This window comes from Bacillus nitroreducens, assembly GCF_964021195.1.
Genome location: NZ_CAXHYI020000001.1, coordinates 288942 through 306967, shown reverse-complemented (window position 1 = coordinate 306967; position 18026 = coordinate 288942). Strand labels below are relative to the sequence as shown.

General features: G+C 39.9%; 16 protein-coding genes. 14 read left to right on the top strand and 2 right to left on the bottom strand.

The window, feature by feature from the left end; genetic code table 11:
* The first annotated feature begins 26 nt into the window (after window positions 1–26).
* The 9 genes from preA to ald all read left to right on the top strand — a co-directional run bounded on the left by preA (window position 27) and on the right by ald (window position 12142).
* Complete coding sequence (gene preA / locus ACWPVE_RS01590) at window positions 27–1310, top strand: NAD-dependent dihydropyrimidine dehydrogenase subunit PreA (RefSeq protein WP_453990241.1); 1284 nt, start codon at window positions 27–29, stop codon at window positions 1308–1310.
* A gap of 210 nt (window positions 1311–1520) precedes the next feature.
* Window positions 1521–2939, top strand: a complete 1419-nt coding sequence (gene hydA, locus ACWPVE_RS01585) for a dihydropyrimidinase (RefSeq protein WP_453990240.1) — start codon at window positions 1521–1523, stop codon at window positions 2937–2939.
* Between the two features lie 121 nt (window positions 2940–3060).
* Window positions 3061–4521 (top strand): NCS1 family transporter, encoded by a 1461-nt coding sequence (locus ACWPVE_RS01580; protein WP_453990237.1) that lies wholly within the window; start codon window positions 3061–3063, stop codon window positions 4519–4521.
* A 123-nt stretch (window positions 4522–4644) separates the two neighbouring features.
* Window positions 4645–5889, top strand: a complete 1245-nt coding sequence (locus tag ACWPVE_RS01575) for a solute carrier family 23 protein (RefSeq protein WP_453990828.1) — start codon at window positions 4645–4647, stop codon at window positions 5887–5889.
* A 36-nt stretch (window positions 5890–5925) separates the two neighbouring features.
* Entirely contained in the window at window positions 5926–6138 is a 213-nt protein-coding gene (locus ACWPVE_RS01570) for a hypothetical protein (protein ID WP_453990235.1), read from the top strand.
* 160 nt (window positions 6139–6298) lie between these two features.
* Window positions 6299–7909: a PucR family transcriptional regulator gene (locus ACWPVE_RS01565; protein ID WP_453990233.1), complete on the top strand. Its 1611-nt coding sequence runs from the start codon at window positions 6299–6301 to the stop codon at window positions 7907–7909.
* Window positions 7910–8056: 147 nt separating this feature from the next.
* Complete coding sequence (locus ACWPVE_RS01560) at window positions 8057–9523, top strand: CoA-acylating methylmalonate-semialdehyde dehydrogenase (RefSeq protein ID WP_453990232.1); 1467 nt, start codon at window positions 8057–8059, stop codon at window positions 9521–9523.
* 22 nt (window positions 9524–9545) lie between these two features.
* Window positions 9546–10898, top strand: a complete 1353-nt coding sequence (locus ACWPVE_RS01555) for an aminotransferase (protein WP_453990230.1) — start codon at window positions 9546–9548, stop codon at window positions 10896–10898.
* Between the two features lie 140 nt (window positions 10899–11038).
* Window positions 11039–12142 carry an alanine dehydrogenase gene (gene ald / locus ACWPVE_RS01550; protein ID WP_453990228.1) on the top strand — a complete coding sequence of 368 codons (1104 nt, stop codon included), beginning with the start codon at window positions 11039–11041 and terminating at the stop codon, window positions 12140–12142.
* 243 nt (window positions 12143–12385) lie between these two features.
* Here the strand turns inward: ald and ACWPVE_RS01545 are convergent, their stop codons facing one another.
* A complete protein-coding gene (locus ACWPVE_RS01545; protein WP_453990226.1) occupies window positions 12386–12700 on the bottom strand; it encodes a hypothetical protein in 315 nt (104 codons plus the stop codon).
* Window positions 12701–12850: 150 nt separating this feature from the next.
* Between ACWPVE_RS01545 and ACWPVE_RS01540 the strand changes: the two genes are divergently transcribed.
* Genes ACWPVE_RS01540 through ACWPVE_RS01530 form a run of 3 tightly spaced genes read left to right on the top strand, consistent with a single transcriptional unit; the run spans window position 12851 to window position 15021 of the window.
* Window positions 12851–13051, top strand: coding sequence for a hypothetical protein (locus tag ACWPVE_RS01540; protein ID WP_453990224.1), 201 nt, complete (start codon window positions 12851–12853; stop codon window positions 13049–13051).
* Window positions 13052–13102: 51 nt separating this feature from the next.
* Window positions 13103–14248: a GNAT family N-acetyltransferase gene (locus tag ACWPVE_RS01535; protein WP_453990223.1), complete on the top strand. Its 1146-nt coding sequence runs from the start codon at window positions 13103–13105 to the stop codon at window positions 14246–14248.
* A 29-nt stretch (window positions 14249–14277) separates the two neighbouring features.
* Window positions 14278–15021, top strand: coding sequence for a hypothetical protein (locus tag ACWPVE_RS01530; protein WP_453990222.1), 744 nt, complete (start codon window positions 14278–14280; stop codon window positions 15019–15021).
* 33 nt (window positions 15022–15054) lie between these two features.
* Here the strand turns inward: ACWPVE_RS01530 and ACWPVE_RS01525 are convergent, their stop codons facing one another.
* Entirely contained in the window at window positions 15055–16050 is a 996-nt protein-coding gene (locus tag ACWPVE_RS01525; protein WP_453990220.1) for a zinc-binding dehydrogenase, read from the bottom strand.
* Window positions 16051–16226: 176 nt separating this feature from the next.
* Between ACWPVE_RS01525 and ACWPVE_RS01520 the strand changes: the two genes are divergently transcribed.
* Window positions 16227–17279: a DmpA family aminopeptidase gene (locus tag ACWPVE_RS01520; protein WP_453990218.1), complete on the top strand. Its 1053-nt coding sequence runs from the start codon at window positions 16227–16229 to the stop codon at window positions 17277–17279.
* Between the two features lie 12 nt (window positions 17280–17291).
* Window positions 17292–17993, top strand: a complete 702-nt coding sequence (locus ACWPVE_RS01515) for a gamma-glutamyl-gamma-aminobutyrate hydrolase family protein (RefSeq protein ID WP_453990216.1) — start codon at window positions 17292–17294, stop codon at window positions 17991–17993.
* The last annotated feature ends 33 nt before the right edge of the window (window positions 17994–18026 follow it).

The following is an 18026-nucleotide window of genomic DNA, read 5'->3' as shown; positions in this document are numbered from 1 at the left end:
TTTAATGGAAAAGAGGAGGCATAACCATGGCAGATTTACGAATAAATTTAGCGGGAATTCAATCTCCTAATCCGTTTTGGTTGGCTTCTGCTCCTCCAACAAATTCAGGTTATCAAGTTCAACGTGCATTTGATGCGGGTTGGGGCGGAGCTGTATGGAAAACATTAGGTGACCCTATTTTAAATGTAACCTCCCGATTTGGAGCAGTCAGTTTTAATGGACAGCGAGTAGCAGGATTTAACAATATTGAATTGATCTCGGATCGACCAATCGAGGTCAACTTAAAAGAAATAAAAGAAACAAAAAAGCTATTTCCGAATCATACGATTATTGCTTCATTGATGGTAGAGCCTAAACAAGAAAAATGGCATGAAATCGTTAAAAAAGTAGAGGAAGTAGGAGTTGACGGATTAGAGCTTAATTTTGGCTGCCCACACGGTATGGCTGAAAGAGGGATGGGTTCTGCATCTGGTCAGGTGCCAGCACTAGTAGAACAACAAACATACTGGGTAAAAGAAGTCGCGCAAACTCCAGTCATTGTCAAACTTACTCCGAATATTACGGATATCACTGCTACTGCTGAGGCAGCTGTAAGAGGTGGAGCCGATGCAATCAGTATGATTAATACGATTAATAGTTTAGCAGGTGTTGATCTTGATACGTGGAATACGATTCCACATGTTGGAGGGAAAGGTGCACACGGGGGGTATTGTGGCCCTGCTGTAAAACCGATAGCACTCAATATGGTGGCTGAATGTGCGAGGAGCCCACATATCAATGTTCCAATTTCAGGAATTGGTGGGATTTCAACTTGGCAAGATGCCGTTGAATTCATGTTAATGGGTGCTACTGGCGTTCAAGTGTGTACAGCAGCTATGCATCATGGTTTTCGAATCGTTGAAGACATGATCGAAGGATTAGACAACTATCTAGATGAGAAAGGAATCGCCTCTGTGATGGATATTGTTGGAAAAACAGTGCCAAGGTATTCAGACTGGGGTGACCTTGATCTTAATTATAAAATCGTGGCACGAATCAATAATGATGTCTGTATCAATTGTAATAAATGCCATATTGCCTGTGAAGATACGTCTCATCAATGCATCGATATGTTAAAGGACGATAAGGGCAACAGCATTTTGAAGGTAAGGGAAGAGGACTGTGTTGGATGTAATTTATGTTCGATCGTCTGTCCTGTGGATGGAGCAATTGACATGGTTGAAGTCCCAAGTGGATTACCTCCAATGACGTGGAATGAACGCCAGGCAGCACTCGGTGCAGTCGGTTGTAAAATAGATTCTATAAAATAATGTTTCACTTATTAGGATCCACAGAGTGTTAAATGGTGCCCACTCGATGTGGTGCCAAAGACGTCAACTTATGGACGTGGCGCTCTAAAATTTGATTCATCAATTGTACTTATATGGGCCCACTCCGAAAACTCTACTTCATGAGATGAGGACTTACCCCGTAAAGAATGTAATAAATAGATTGCTATTCGTTTTTTAGGAGGTTAATGGATGAAGAAAATTATAAAAAATGGAACGATTGTAACAGCAACAGATACGTATCAAGCAGAGATTTTGGTGGAAAACGGCGTCATAAGCCAAATTGGAAATAATCTTTCGACTGAAGGTGCTGAAGTTGTAGATGCTGGCGGATGCTTGATTTTTCCTGGAGGCATAGATCCACATACGCATTTAGAAATGCCATTTGGGGGCACGGTCACGAAGGATGATTTTGAAACGGGAACGATTGGGGCGGCATTTGGTGGAACCACAACGATTATAGATTTTTGTCTATCTAATAAAGGAGAGCCACTTAAAGATGCGATCCAAACATGGCACAAAAAGGCAGCAGGAAAAGCAGTGATTGATTATGGGTTTCACCTATCGATTGGTGAGGTGACCGATGCTGTATTAAACGAGCTTCCTTCCGTGATTGAAAATGAAGGAATTACATCCTTTAAAGTATTTATGGCTTATAAAAATGTGCTTCAGGCAGATGATGAAACGTTATTTAAAACACTATTGGCGGCTAAGGACTTGGGTGCGCTTGTCATGGTTCACGCAGAGAACGGAGATGTCATTGACTATCTCGTCAAAAAGGCATTACGTGAAGGGAAAACGGATCCAATCTACCATGCATTAACACGTCCACAAGAAATTGAAGGGGAGGCGACAGGAAGAGCTGCAACTTTCGCAGGACTGGCCGATTCTCAGCTGTATGTGGTTCATGTAACTTGTGCGGATGCAGTTAAGGCAATCACAGAAGCGCGTGAGAAAGGGTTTGATGTATGGGGAGAAACCTGTCCTCAATATTTGGTTCTCGATCAATCCTATCTCGAAAAACCAAATTTTGAAGGAGCGAAATATGTCTGGTCGCCACCACTACGTGAAAAATGGAATCAAGATGTGTTGTGGAATGCCTTACGAACTGGGCAGCTTCATACATTCGGATCGGATCAATGTTCGTTTGATTTTAAAGGACAAAAAGAATTAGGATTAGGTGATTTCTCGAAAATTCCAAATGGGGGTCCAATGATTGAGGATCGCTTAACTGTTCTGTTCTCGGAGGGTGTGAAAAAAGGAAGAATTACACTCAATCAATTTGTTGAACTGACCTCTACTCGTGCTGCAAAGCTATTTGGATTGTATCCGAAGAAAGGAACTATCGCGGTTGGAGCCGATGCCGATCTGGTCATTTTTGATCCGAACATCGAGCGAACGATATCAGCCAAAACGCATCATATGGCTGTTGATTACAATGCATTTGAAGGAATGAGATTTACTGGAGAACCTATATCTGTTCTTTCTCGAGGAGAGTTCGTAGTACGTGATAAACAATTTGTTGGGAAAATCGGTTCTGGTCAATTTATTAAACGAGCAAAATACGGTAAAAACTATGAAACTGTGAAAGACACATCGGCAATAAGCTAAAGGTACGAAAAACAAGGAAGGAGTCATTTCTCCTTCCTTCTTTGAGAAGGGAAAGAGGTGATGTCTACGCCTTATTTATTCAGAATATTATGAATAAACTAACAGAAGAAAGGGTGCTTGGATGAAAAAAACCAGTAATTCTTTGAAATCTCCAGATTTGTTTCCTATTGGGCATGGGGCTAGGAAGATAAGTACATTAGGTTTTTCTTTGATTTGGGTTGGGATGGCAATTGTACTAGCGGCTTTTGCAATAGGTGGAGATGGGATTCAGCATTTACCTCTCGGCTGGGTAATCGTTGCAACAATCGTTGGTTCTGTTTTAATAGGGATTTTTATGACATTAATCGGTGACATTGGTGTCGAGCATGGAATCTCGTTTCCTGTCTATATGAGGGCTCCTTTCGGTACATTCGGAACTCATATCCCTTCAGTTGTTCGTGGTGTCACCGCCTCTTGTTGGTTTGGGATTAATACCTATTTTGGCGCAACTGCCATGAATGCGATCTTAAATATCCTTGTTGGGTTCGATAACTGGTTTATCTGTTTTTTACTATTTGCCGCAGCCCAATTAGTCAACACGGCTCTTGGAATGAAAGCCATTGAAAGATTTGCAGATTTAGCGGCTCCAGTCATTTTACTTATCTCGTTTTGGATGCTCATTTCACTATCAGGTAAAGCAGCTGACCAAGGTCGAGATGTGTGGACGTGGGTAGAAAATCCTACGACTGGAACAGCAGCAATCACGGCATTTATGGTTGTTGTGATGGCAAACATGGGTTTTTGGGCCACACTTGCTGCTGACATGCCTTCACTCTCTAGGTTCTTTAAAGCTCCAAAACATGAGCGAAATTGGTTTAAACGTAACAAGGCCCAAATTGCAGGAAATGTTATTGTAATGCCAATTGTAAACTTAATCATGATTATCATCGGTGCCGTTGCGTATGTGGCTGTTTTAAATTATGACCCTGTTGTTGCATTACAAGAATCAGCAAGTGGAATTGTCTTAGTGATTCTTTTATTAATGATTGTACTCGCACAATGGTCTACAAATACAGCAGCAAACGTCGTACCTGCGGCAACCATCTTCTCTAATGTGGGAGGGCCAAAATTTCCATTTTGGGCAGGGGTCATTACAGCTGGGATTATCGGGGTCGTCGTTCAACCTTGGGAATTATTTGGGGTCATCATTCCAGCATTGCTTATTATCGGAGGGATTCTATCAGCCATTGTCGGGATCTTATTTACGGATTACTATATTCTCAGAAAAAGAAGGGTAAATGTTCCAGAGCTATATGAAACCAAGGGACAGTACAGATATCAAAGTGGAATCAACTGGGCTGGTATGATCGCCTGGATTATTGGAGGAATTGCTTCCTACTTCTTCTCTGCGTATTCGTTTTTTGTCGGATTTGGTGTAGGTGCCGTCATTTACTATATATTAGCGAAATATTGGTATTTCAATAAGTTTATCCAAGCAGAAATTGTAGATCCAGACGATGAGAAATATCTAGGTGTTACAGTAGGGAGTGATTGGGAAATCTCAGAGACTGAGCACACAGATACAATCGAAGAGGCAAAGTAGTAGTTCGTTTCAACGATGAGATAAATACACTTTTTTTACAAATATAAAAGCAAGGGGGATTGGGCAATGAGCGGCGAGGATACAAGGATTGTTTTGGGAATTAATGAGAAACCGAAACCCGGGATGTTTTTTGTATTAAGTATTCAGCATTTGTTTGCGATGTTCGGTGCAACCATCTTAGTTCCGTATCTTGTTGGATTGTCTCCAGGTGTTGCTTTGATTTCAAGTGGTATTGGTACCATTACATTTCTGATTATTACAAAGGGGCAAGTTCCAGCATATGTTGGTTCTTCATTTGCCTTTATTGCGCCAATTATAGCGGCAACGGCAGCTGATGGACCTGGGGCAGCGATGATCGGAGCCTTTTTAGCTGGTGTTGTCTATGGGATTGTTGCCATCATTATTAAAGCAACTGGCCATAAATGGTTGGTGAAATTACTTCCACCTGTCGTTGTTGGACCCGTTATTATTGTAATCGGGTTAAGCCTTGCCCCAACAGCGGTAGGAATGGCAATGAATTCTCCTACTGGAGAGTATAGTCTTCTTCATTTTTCAGTTGCATTAGTAACCTTGCTTATTGTAATTTTAAGCTCGATTTTCCTGAAAGGGTTTTTGAATTTAATTCCTGTCTTAATTGGGATCATCGGCGGATATATTTATGCTGCCATTGTTGGCATTGTTGATTTGTCAGGCGTAAAAGCCGCTAAGATTTTTGAAGTACCAGATTTTCTGTTTCCATTTGTACATTATTCCCCGACTGTCACTCTCAGCATTATTGCCCTAATGGTCCCTGTTTCCATTGTTACATTATCTGAACATATTGGACATCAAATGGTTTTAAGTAAAGTCGTTCAAAGAGATTTGATTCAAAGACCTGGTTTACACCGTTCGATTATGGGTGATGGTGTTGCAACCATGTTAGCTGCATTAATGGGTGGTCCACCAAATACGACCTATGGTGAGAACATTGGTGTGTTAGCGATTACGAGAGCCTTCAGTGTGTTTGTAATCGGTGGGGCAGCCGTGTTTGCGATCATTTTTGGATTTATTGGAAAGATTACCGCGCTGATTAGTTCGATTCCAACAGCCGTAATGGGTGGAATATCCCTCTTGTTATTTGGAATCATTGCCGCATCAGGTTTGAGGATGCTTGTTGATAGTAAAGTAGACTTAGGGAATAGACGAAATTTAATTATATCATCGGTCATATTAGTAGTTGGAATTGGTGGAGCGATCATGAAATTTTCAGCGAACTTTGAAATTCATGGAATGGCATTATCAGCGATTTTAGGCGTCCTTCTAAACTGGGCTTTACCTGGGGGGACTGTCGAAGAAGATATCAATATATATGAAGTTGAAATCGATTAGTTTCATATTTTAAAATTTTAAAAGGAGTGTCCCAACATGACAGAATATCAATTATTTTTACATGAAAGAGACAGAATTGACTTTTTGCTTCAAAAAGGCTTTACAATCACAAATGTCATTGAAAACTTAAGTGGAGCGTTTGTAGAGTTTACGAAAGAAGATGAAAAAGAGACTTTACACATTGTCACACCAGATGCTCGTAAGTATTTTGCGGTAATGCTCATTAAGCAACAAAAGGAAGGTGCGTAACAGTTTAGAAAAAACTTATAAGGAAAGCCAGTATCTAAAAGGTACTGGTTTTCTTTATTGTATACCGATTTTGAAAAAAACATGGAAAAATACTCCTTTATTGACAAGGTTTCGCGTATAATAGAGCTAATCTGAAAATTCTATATAAAGGAGCTGTACATTGAAATCATATATTACCGTTAAAGATATCCTAAGTCGAAAGCACTTTGAAGACATTCAAGTGATTGCAGGTTTTGATGGACTAGGAAGACAGGTAAAATGGGTCCATGTTGTCGAAGTCATGAACATTCGCAATCTTTTAAATGGCAATGAGCTCATTCTATCGACAGGTGTTGCATGGAAGGAAAATAAGGAAGCTTTCATCTCGGTCATCCAGCAACTAATAGACTCACAGGCAGCAGGCATTTGTATTGAATTAGGTATATACACCTCACAGGTCCCACAAGAAATCATTGACATCGCAAATAAAGCACAGTTTCCAATCATTCTATTTCAAAAAGAAGTACCTTTTGTAGAAATTACCCAAGACATTCACGGACTCCTGATAAATCGTCAATATCAGATGATTTCTAATCTAGAAAGTTACTCACAAGCATTAAATAAACGACTCTTATCGATCGATCATTATCTCGAGATTCTTAAATTTATTCGAAACTATCTTCAAGTACAAGCCATCATTCATTTTACAAACGGAGAAAAACAATTTGTTCCTGAAGTGACAGGTCAAAAACGAAAGCAACTAGTAAAAATGTTTGTAACACAATCAACAGATTCTCCTCATATCGCAAAAATTCCGATTCATCTGTTAGGTGAACGTTATGCAGAATTGGTAATCATCTCGGAGGAAAGAGAGTTAACCGAATTTGATCAACTGATTTTGGATCGAACCGCAACCGCTCTAGCACAACTATTTTTACGAGAGATGTATGTGGAGGAAAAACAAAAGGTAGAGGAAACAGAATGGATAAATGATTGGTTGGAAGGTGAACAAAACGAAGAATCGATCAAAGAATATTTAGCCCTTACATCATCAACGAGTAATCCTAAAGGAGCTGTTGCCTGTATTTGTAAAATGGATTCGAATAACGATTTTACAACCAATGATTTAACGTATTTTAAAATGCTGATTCGTTCCATTTTTGAGATTCAAGGCTTTACTCTATTTGTTGCCGAAAAACGAAATACCGTTGTGCTTATCTTACTCAATGAACGAAACCCTACGACCTGGAAGGAGAGAGTTCAAGAAGGAATCCAAAGGTTGCTAGACTCGGATTTACAAATAGGAAGTGGGAAAGAGCAGCCAGTATTTGGGATCGGAAAATTTGTAGAAGAATTAATCGACCTGCATAAAAGCTATCAATCGGCGATCGAAACCATCCGCATTCAAGATCGTATGTCCACTCCAGCACAAAGTTATTTTTATGATGATTTACATATTTTCCGACTCATATCCTTACTTAATAGACATATTGATTTACAGGAAGCCGTTCTTGAGTATTTAGAACCTGTGATTGCCTATGATAAAAAATACAATGGAAAGCTTATGGAAACCCTTAAAACGTATCTAGCTTGTAACGGTTCAAAGCAAGAAACAGCCAAGCGTTTATTTGTCGTAAGGCAAACGTTATATCACCGCATTCAAAAACTAGAAAAGCTTCTAGGCTCAGATTTCATGAATCACGAAAAACGATTGGCAATTGAATTTATGATTTTATCCTATGAATTTTTAGTATCCTCTAATCAATTAGCAGAGAAAAATGAAGTTTTATAGCTTTCAAGATAGACTTATCAAAATGTGAAAAAAAGACAAAGCGCTATTTTACATTTTGTCTAATGAAAGCACTTTCAAATTAACGGATAATAAACTTATAGAATCGCGATTTCAAGTCATGTTATTACGTAAAGGAGGCTGTACAAAATGTCAGTAGTGAAAAAAGAAACAGAAATTCTAAAAAACTATATAAATGGGGAATGGGTGGAGGCTCTAGGAACTGAAACACTAGAGGTACCGAATCCTGCTACAAAGGAAACAATCGTACGTGTGCCACTCTCTTCAAAAGAGGATGTAGACTTAGCTGTAAAAGCGGCAAGAGAAGCATTTAAAACGTGGAAAAATACGCCAGTTCCAAAGCGAGCGAGGATTTTATACAAGTATCATTATTTACTTACGGAAAACCATGAAAAACTAGCAAAACTTGTTGTCCAAGAAAATGGGAAAGCCTATAAAGAAGCATATGGTGAGGTTCAACGCGGAATTGAATGCGTGGAATTTGCAGCAGGTGCACCAACGTTAATGATGGGAGAGACCTTATCAAACATCGCAGAGGATATTGATTCAGAAATGTTCCGTTATCCGTTAGGGGTAGTGGGTGGAATTACACCTTTTAATTTCCCGATGATGGTGCCAATGTGGATGTTCCCATTAGCAATTGCTTGTGGTAATACATTTGTATTAAAGCCATCAGAGCGAACACCAATCCTTGCAAACGAGATTGCGCGATTATTTACGGAAGCAGGTGCACCGAAAGGAGTTTTAAACGTCGTTCATGGAGCACATGATGTTGTCAATGGCTTGTTAGATCATCCTGATGTTAATGCGATTTCTTTTGTAGGTTCGCAACCAGTTGCAAAATATGTGTATGAGCGCGCGGCTGGCCAAGGTAAACGAGTTCAAGCTTTATCGGGTGCAAAAAACCACCATATTGTCATGCCAGATGCGGATATGGATAAAGCGGTGGCAAATATCATGAGTTCTACATTTGGCAGTGCAGGACAACGCTGCATGGCTTGTAGTGCTGTTGTCGTTGTGGGAGATGGAGAAAAGTTTGTCTCTGCGTTGAAAGAGGCAGCTGATCAGCTAACCATTGGGAATGGAATGGATGATGAAGTATTGTTAACACCTGTTATTCGGGAATCACATCTTAACAAAGTACTTGGGTATGTAGAAAAAGGACTCGAAGAAGGGGCGCAACTGATTCGAGATGGAAGAAAAGAAATGGATGAAATGCCAGAAGGAAACTTTTTGGGTCCAACGATTTTTGATCATGTAACCCCTGATATGACGATTGCGAAAGAAGAGATCTTTGCTCCTGTGTTAAGTCTTTTACGAGCAAAGGATTTAGACGAAGGGCTTGATTACATTCGAAAATCACGTTTTGGGAATGGCGCTACCATTTATACGAAGGATGCACGAGCGGTAAGACAATTTAGAGAAGAAGCAGAAGCGGGTATGCTTGGTATTAATGTCGGAGTACCAGCTACGATGGCCTTCTTCCCATTCTCAGGTTGGAAGGATTCCTTCTATGGTGACCTCCATGTGAATGGTAAGGATGGAGTGAATTTCTATACGCGTAAAAAGATGATTACTTCACGTTTTGATTATTAATGATGAAGGGGGTTGGTGGGTCATGACAAAAGTGACTCATGGTGATGACCTTTTAACTAAGGATCAGGATTATGTATGGCATTCAATGAAGCCTTATAATCCTAATGCGACTCTAATCATGAAGCAAGCAAAAGGCTCCTGGGTAACAGACCATCAAGGCAAACGGTATCTTGATGCTATGTCAGGGCTTTGGTGTGTAAATGTGGGATATGGAAGAGAAGAATTAGCAGAGGCAGCTTATGAGCAGTTAAAAGAAATGGCCTATTTTCCGTTAACCCATAGTCACGAACCAGCGATTAAACTCGCGGAAAAACTCAATGAGATGCTTGGAGACGAGTATGTTATATTCTTCTCTAATAGTGGGTCAGAAGCAAATGAGACCGCTTTTAAACTGGTAAGGCAGTACCATCAGCAAAAAGGGGAACATTCTCGTTATAAATTTATTTCGCGCTATCGAGCCTATCATGGGAATTCAATGGGTTCACTCGCGGCAACTGGTCAGGCGCAACGGAAATATAAATATGAACCACTCGCACCAGGCTTTCTTCATGTTTCACCACCCGACCTATATCGTTCAGAAGATAAGAAGGAGACAAAAGCATCGGACCTCCAATCCGTCAAAGAAATCGACCGTGTCATGACATGGGAGTTAAGCGAAACCATTGCCGGGGTCATCATGGAACCAATCATTACAGGCGGTGGTGTCATTGTGCCTCCTGATAATTACATGGCGGGAGTAAAAGAAGTATGTGAAAAGCACGGTGCACTATTAATTGTGGATGAAGTGATTTGTGGATTCGGGCGAACTGGTAAACCATTTGGTTTTATGAATTATGGCGTGAAGCCAGATATTATTACAATGGCAAAGGGCATTACAAGTGCGTACCTTCCATTATCCGCAACAGCTGTTAAGAAAGAGATCTATGATGCGTTTAAAGGGTCGGAGGAATATGATTACTTCCGACATATTAATACATTTGGAGGAAATCCAGCTGCATGTTCATTGGCCCTTAAAAACCTAGAAATCATGGAACGCGAAAAGCTTTTTGAGCGTTCCCAACAACTTGGTGATCAATTAAAAGAAGCTCTCACAGTTGCTTTAACGGATCATCCGAATGTAGGAGACATTCGCGGAAAAGGCCTCTTAATGGGAATTGAACTTGTTAAGGATAAAGAAACAAAGGAACCAATTGAAGTAAGCCAAGTAAATAAAGTCATTGCTGGTTGTCTACAAAAAGGACTAATTATCGGGAAAAATGGCGCAACCGCTGCTGGATACAATAATGTGTTGACTCTCGCACCTCCATTGTCTATTTCTGAGGATGAGTTAGAGTTTGTTCAACGTACCGTTATCGAAGAAATTAAAGCGTTGTAAGAGGTACTTAAAAAAATAATGCATTGACATACTCATGTCGGATATACTGGAGATAAAAGGAAACACTCGCAATCTTTTTCTGATTTGAAAAAGATTCCGGTGTTTTTCCCAAGAAAAAAGAAACAGAAGGATGGATGGGAATGAGAATTGGCGTACCAAAGGAAATGAAGAATAACGAAAACCGCGTGGCCATGACTCCTGCTGGTGTCATGCAACTCGTTCAACATGGACATGAAGTTTTTGTTGAAACGAGTGCGGGCATGAACTCAGGTTTTATGGATGAATTATATATTGATGCAGGAGCGACGATTGTGCCAAATGCGGCCGATGCATGGGCTTGCGATATGGTTATCAAAGTAAAAGAACCCATTCAAGAGGAATATTCATTTTTACGCGATGGATTGATTCTATTTACGTATTTACATTTAGCCGCCGATCGTGAGTTAACACAACATTTGATAGAAAAAAATGTGGTGGCGATTGCATATGAAACGGTGCAAGCAGAGGATAGAAGTCTTCCTTTACTCACTCCAATGAGCGAAGTTGCAGGTAGAATGGCCACTCAGATTGGAGCATCCTTCCTTGAAAAATCGAAAGGCGGAAAAGGCATTCTCCTTGGTGGTGTACCTGGAGTAGGACGTGGAAAAGTCACCATTATTGGTGGTGGGGTAGTCGGAATGAATGCGGCAAAAATCGCTATAGGTCTAGGTGCACATGTTTCTATTATCGATGTCAATCCGACAAGGTTACGAGAGCTAGATGATATTTTTGGAAACTCTATTACAACTCTAATGTCGAATCCAATGACGATTGGTCAAGCGGTAGCGGACTCGGATCTAGTCATTGGGGCTGTCCTCATTCCAGGTGCTAAAGCTCCGAAATTAGTCACAACGGAAATGGTTCGTTTAATGGAGGAAGGATCTGTGATTGTCGATGTAGCGATTGACCAAGGTGGTATATTCGAAACCGCAACCCATGTTACCACACATGCCAATCCTACATATACAAAACACGGTGTGGTTCATTATGCGGTTGGAAATATGCCAGGTGCTGTGCCTCGAACATCTACCATCGCACTCACAAATGTAACCGTTCCTTACATTCTTCAGATTGCCAACAAAGGTTATGAGCGAGCCTTTGCAGAAAATAAATCCTTACAAAAGGGACTGAACGTCATTGAAGGAAAAGTAGTGTATGAGGAAGTGGCAAAAGCACATAACCTACCGTATTCCCAACTTTTTTAATTAACCTACTGTACTTCTTCGAACAACACAGTGAAAAACGTAAGATACAAAAAACGAATGTAGACATTCGATTCTACATTCGTTTTTATTTTTATTTATTTGTAAAAAAGTCTTTAAAAGCTTGTGTGATTTCAATTCCTTGAAAGATGAATAAACTCGTCACCGTTACAGAACATAATCCAATCATTATAAATCTGAATAACATATACTCATTCCTCCTTGATTTTTTTTAGAAGTCAAAAATCAAAGAGCATTTACCACATAATTCGATTGATAAAAGATAGGCGTTATCCATTTGAAATGGTGCGTGGATTGATTAACATCGTTGTTTTTATGCTTTACTAGGATTAGTAATACTAGGGTGGTAAACAAAGACACAAGCGGTACTTTTAATTTCCCATCATCAGAGAATGGGAGATCATCGTCTAAAGCATGACTACTCATAATCGTATTTTCTTGGATGTCTGGTGACTTAAATGAATGAGAATGCGTAATGGTGGCTGCGAAAGACATGATCGCAAACAGACATACGATGGCAGAGACGATTGGTTTCTTCATTTTTTACCATCTCCCCAGTGTTAGTGTTATTATCTTACACCTTAGAAAAAGGAAAATCTATAAAAATATTTTTATAAAAATTGCGGAAAAAATCAGATATCAATTTCAATGAAAAAATAACTATGTTAACCTAAAAAAGGGGTGAACGTAATGGATAAGCGTATGCAAAATCTCCTTATTGCTATTGTAGGGAGTTTATTGATCATTACATTCGCTGTTTTAAAAATAGTTGACATAAGTGCGGACCATAAACTGAACATGGAATTCGCGGAAACATGTATGGATGAAGGTAGAGCAGTTGTATTTGAATCGAAACATCTCTTAGATCATGGCAATGTAAGTTGTGAGTAAACGAAGAACCATGGATTTTTACGTACTACAAATAGAGGAGCGGTTGGGAATATGACAATTAAGAGAATTACAGAGGATCGATTTGTCGATTCAATTCAATTATCTGAATATGCGTTTCAATATAAAGTACCTGAAGAAAAGCGAGGTGAAATTTCCCGAAAATTAAAAAAGCATCAAATTTATGGGATATATGAAGACCACATGTTAGCTGCAAAGTTACATCTTATCCCCCTCACTTCATATGTTGGTGAGCAGTCGTTTAGGATGGGTGGAATCGCAGGTGTTGCGACATATCCAGAATATCGTAGAAGAGGCTATGTCAAGGAACTAATTACATATGTTTTAGAGACGATGCGAGAACAAGGATTTACGGTTTCAATGCTCCACCCATTTGATGTGTCCTTTTATCGAAAATATGGATGGGAGCTATTTAGCAATCGTCAAAAGACTATGATAAAGGGAAATGATTTAGTCAAACTGGAACCAGCTGAAGGAACGATGAAACGTTTTCTTTTTGAAACTGTAAATCTACATGAACTTAAACAGATATATTCACAATATGCTTCACAATTCTCGGGGATGCTTCTCCGTGAAGATGATTGGTGGAAAAGTGTCGTCGATGATCTGCGCATCGCGATTTATTATGATGCCACCGATAAACCAACGGGGTATATCCTCTATGATATTAAGGACCATAAAATGACGATTGAGGAATTTGTCCCAGTTGATTTTGAAGCACGTCGAGGTTTATGGAATTATATATGTCAGCATGATTCGATGGTGACTGAACTTGAAATGACGACCTATGAAAAGGAGCCTTTATTTTTCGCATTATCGAGACAAAAGACGGTAAAACGAGAAGTATATCCGTATTTTATGGTTCGAATTGTAGATGTTGAAGCATTTTTAAAAGAATATACATTTGCCTATAATGAAACGATAAAGTTACAAATTATAGATCGTTATGCAACATGGAACGAAAAAACATACCTTGTTAAAGATGGTGAAGTCAGAGTGACAGAGGATTGCAATGGGGCTCTAACACTTTCCATTAACGCATTATCTACGGCACTCTTTGGGCACCAACGTCCAACAGACTTATATGCAGCAGGAATGATTTCTGGAAGCGAAAGCCAAATTGCTGCTTTTGAGAAAATGATTCCAAATCGACCAGCCTATATGTATGATTTCTTTTAAAAGGTCTTGGTATAGAAGGAGGCACTTAGGTGGCAATCGTACCGTACTCAAAATTCGATACATATAAACAAAAAATATTATCCTTGCCACTCAATTATAATGAGGAAGATCTAAAAAGTGAGACATTTTTATTGGAGAAGGATGAAAAAAAGCAACTTGAAATTTATTATGCGCCATTTGAATATGTAAATGAAGCGGCAAAGGTCATGATCGTGGGGATTACTCCAGGCTTGCATCAAATGAAAAAATCGTATTCAACCGTTCTTGACCCACAATATCGGGATTTTTCGGATGAACAGCTCCTTCATCAAGTGAAGAAAAACTCAAGTTTTGAAGGGCCAATGAGAAAATACCTTATTCAAATGCTCGATGAACTTGGTTTGCATGCTTATTTAGAAATTGAATCAACAAGTCAGCTATTTTCATCTTCAAGTCACCTGGTTCAAACTGCGTCGTTAATTCGGTATCCTGTTTTTTATAAGGGGAAAAATTATAGCGGTTCTACACCAAAGATGTTAAAAACTGATGTGTTAAAAAAACATATCATGGATAGTTTTACAAAAGAAGTAAGGATGTTACAAAACCCACTTATCATTCCACTAGGGGTCAATGTGACGGCCGTGTTTAATGAACTAGCGCAAAAAGATTATGTGTCATCTGACTCTATTCTTTATGGGTTTCCGCATACTTCTGGCGGAAACGGCCATCGTCACCGACAATTCGCGGAGAACAAGGAGCAAATGAAGGAGAAACTAGCGCGGTATTTTCGATGAAAAACTGCACCCTTACCTGGGGTGCAGTTTGTATTAGTCTTCGATTTTGATAACGATCTTTCCAAATTGTTCTGCTTCATCCATGCGTTGCATGGCTTTTGCCGTATTTTCCAGTGGGAATACCTGGTCAATAACTGGTTTGATTTTATGTTCATTGACAAATTGAAGCATGTCATTGTATTCTTCTGTACTCGCCATGGTTGAACCAAGTAAAGTATATTGACCATAGAAAAATTCGCGAATGTTTAAGTCCACTGTATCGCCCGCAGAAGCGCCGAACGTGACTATTTTTCCACCTTTACGCAGTTGACCAAGAGATTTATGGAACGTTGCAGCTCCAACGGTTTCAACCACGATATCTACTTTTTCTCCGTTTAATGCTTCATTCCAGTCATTATCACTATTAATCGCAACGTCTGCTCCTAATTCTAGAGCGTGTTTCAACTTCGCTTCTGAACGTGAGGTTACAATAACCCGCGCTCCAATTGCTTTTGCAAATAATAATAGGAAGGTCACAGCTCCACTACCGATTCCTGGTAATAGAACCGTATCAGTTGGCTTGACATTTGCGCGCGTGAATAGTGCACGGTATGCGGTCATCGCAGCAAGCGATAATACCCCTGCCTCGTCCCACGTTAAGTGAGCTGGTTTTGGAGCTACATTTTCTGCAGGTAAGGTAATTTTTTTAGCAAATGTTCCGTGATCGGGTAAGCCAAGAATCTCGTGTCCCTCAGGTGGAGCATCACTCTTTTTCTTCCAGCCGAGAGAAGGGTTGATGATCACTTCGTCTCCTACTCGAATTCCTTCGACACCAGGACCGACTGCTTCAATGATTCCAGCACCATCAGAACCAATCACTAATGGTGGCTCTGTTTCTTTATGTCTGTGTAGAACAAATAGATCACGGTGATTCAGGCCAGCACTCTTAAGCTTGACTTTTACTTCTCCTTGTTTGGGTTCAGTTTCATCAATATCAGTATAGGATGTTCCTTCTAAACCAGGAACTTTGTAGTGTACAAACGCTTTCATTTCTTCCCCTCCTATTTTTTAAAACGATAGTTTTATTTTAATAGAATAAGAGAGAAGATTTCAACTAATTCGATTGTGGGTAGGGGGCTGACCACTCATACTCATTTGTAACTATCCCCATTCACATATCTAGCCTATACTAAAATCAAACAAATTAAGGAAAGGGTTTTCGAAATATGCAAAAAAGAGTACGAGATTACGGAATTCACATCGGCACCTTACCAACAGGTCCATTGAATAAAATCACGGATGTAAAAGGTGTCAAAGTGGGTCATGCAACGATATCAAATGGTGATATTCAAACAGGCGTGACGGCCATTCTCCCACATGAACAAAATATTTTTAACAATAAAGTCGTTGCTGCTTCATATGCTATGAATGGGTTCGGAAAGACGATGGGGACACTGCAAATCGATGAACTTGGCACGATTGAAACACCGATCCTCCTGACAAACACGCTTAGTGTAGGAGTTGTCGCCGATTCTCTCATCAAGTATATGTTGAAGCAAAATAAGAAAATAGGTGACACAACAGGCACGGTAAATCCAGTTGTCGGTGAGTGCAATGATATGTTTTTAAATAATATTCGTAAACAGTCGATCACAGAAGAACATGTTAAAATGGCGTTGAAAACGGCAACAACTGATTTTGAAGAAGGCAGTATCGGCGCAGGCATGGGGATGAAATGCTTTGGACTTAAAGGAGGAATCGGTTCGTCATCAAGGACCCTTACATACACCCATGGAACTTATACCGTTGGGGTGTTGGTCCTCTCCAATTTTGGAGAAATCGATCAGTTTTGCCTAAATGGAAAACGAGTGGGATCACAGATTACAGCAAAACTTCCTTCCACGACAACAGATGGGGATAAGGGTTCGATTATGATGATTACAGCAACCGATTTGCCAGTTACATCTCGTCAGTTAAAACGAATCATCAAACGGTCCTCGGTCGGACTAAGTCGTACAGGTTCATTTATAGGGAATGGGAGTGGAGATATTTTTATTGGGTTTTCTACGGCAAATCAAATTAGTCATGAAAACAAAGGGGAAATACGTACCTACAAAGCGATCCATGAAGATGATGTAGATCAAGCTTTTCAAGCAGTCGCTGAGGCAAGTGAGGAAGCGATACTACAGTCGATGATCACTGCAAAAACGACTGTTGGACGTAATGGAAATACCCTTTATTCATTAGCTGAATACATCGATGAGCTTTCATCAAAATGAGGGGGAATCTACATGAGTAAACCAATTATTGGTGTGACCTCACATGTTGAGTTGGATTATAAACACACGTTGTCAAATTATTATGTTCAGGCGGTTATACAAGCAGGAGGTATTCCTGTAATATTGCCAATCGGGATTGATGACGAAGTTTCACAGATTGCTAGTAAAATCGATGGGCTTCTTTTAACAGGTGGAGGAGATATTGATCCGTTGTTGTTTGGGGAGGAGCCACATCCGAAGCTTGGAATGATTTCGCCAGGGAGGGACAGCTTAGAACCGAAATTAATAACAGAAATTCTTGCAGCGGATAAGCCTATTCTCGCTGTATGCCGTGGGATCCAAATCTTAAATATCGCGTTTGGTGGAGATATGTACCAGGATATTTATGACCAACACGAAACCAAGCTCCTCCAACATTCTCAGAAGGCAACCAAGTCTCATCTCGCTCATTTCGTAAAAGCAAAGGATGGTAGTTTATTAGCTTCGATAGCAGGTACGTCTGAATTTAAAGTAAATACGTACCATCACCAGGCTGTCCGTCATGTGCCAGCTCCTCTTGAGGTTTCTGGTGTGGCGTCAGATGGTGTCATTGAGGCAATCGAAAGTAAAGGGCACCACTTTGTGTTAGGAGTACAATGGCATCCAGAAATCTTAGCTGCAAATGGGGATGACATTTCAAAGCGAATCTTTGCAAGGTTTGTAGAAAGTTGTTAAAGAAAAAGGAGTTAAGACATGAGAAAAAGTCTT

Coding starts and splice junctions, on each gene's coding strand:
- preA (WP_453990241.1), top strand. CDS start 27: ATGGCAGATTTACGAATAAATTTAGCGGGAATTCAATCTCCTAATCCG.
- hydA (WP_453990240.1), top strand. CDS start 1,521: ATGAAGAAAATTATAAAAAATGGAACGATTGTAACAGCAACAGATACG.
- ACWPVE_RS01580 (WP_453990237.1), top strand. CDS start 3,061: ATGAAAAAAACCAGTAATTCTTTGAAATCTCCAGATTTGTTTCCTATT.
- ACWPVE_RS01575 (WP_453990828.1), top strand. CDS start 4,645: ATGTTTTTTGTATTAAGTATTCAGCATTTGTTTGCGATGTTCGGTGCA.
- ACWPVE_RS01570 (WP_453990235.1), top strand. CDS start 5,926: ATGACAGAATATCAATTATTTTTACATGAAAGAGACAGAATTGACTTT.
- ACWPVE_RS01560 (WP_453990232.1), top strand. CDS start 8,057: ATGTCAGTAGTGAAAAAAGAAACAGAAATTCTAAAAAACTATATAAAT.
- ACWPVE_RS01555 (WP_453990230.1), top strand. CDS start 9,546: ATGACAAAAGTGACTCATGGTGATGACCTTTTAACTAAGGATCAGGAT.
- ald (WP_453990228.1), top strand. CDS start 11,039: ATGAGAATTGGCGTACCAAAGGAAATGAAGAATAACGAAAACCGCGTG.
- ACWPVE_RS01545 (WP_453990226.1), bottom strand. CDS start 12,700: ATGAAGAAACCAATCGTCTCTGCCATCGTATGTCTGTTTGCGATCATG.
- ACWPVE_RS01540 (WP_453990224.1), top strand. CDS start 12,851: ATGGATAAGCGTATGCAAAATCTCCTTATTGCTATTGTAGGGAGTTTA.
- ACWPVE_RS01535 (WP_453990223.1), top strand. CDS start 13,103: ATGACAATTAAGAGAATTACAGAGGATCGATTTGTCGATTCAATTCAA.
- ACWPVE_RS01525 (WP_453990220.1), bottom strand. CDS start 16,050: ATGAAAGCGTTTGTACACTACAAAGTTCCTGGTTTAGAAGGAACATCC.
- ACWPVE_RS01520 (WP_453990218.1), top strand. CDS start 16,227: ATGCAAAAAAGAGTACGAGATTACGGAATTCACATCGGCACCTTACCA.
- ACWPVE_RS01515 (WP_453990216.1), top strand. CDS start 17,292: ATGAGTAAACCAATTATTGGTGTGACCTCACATGTTGAGTTGGATTAT.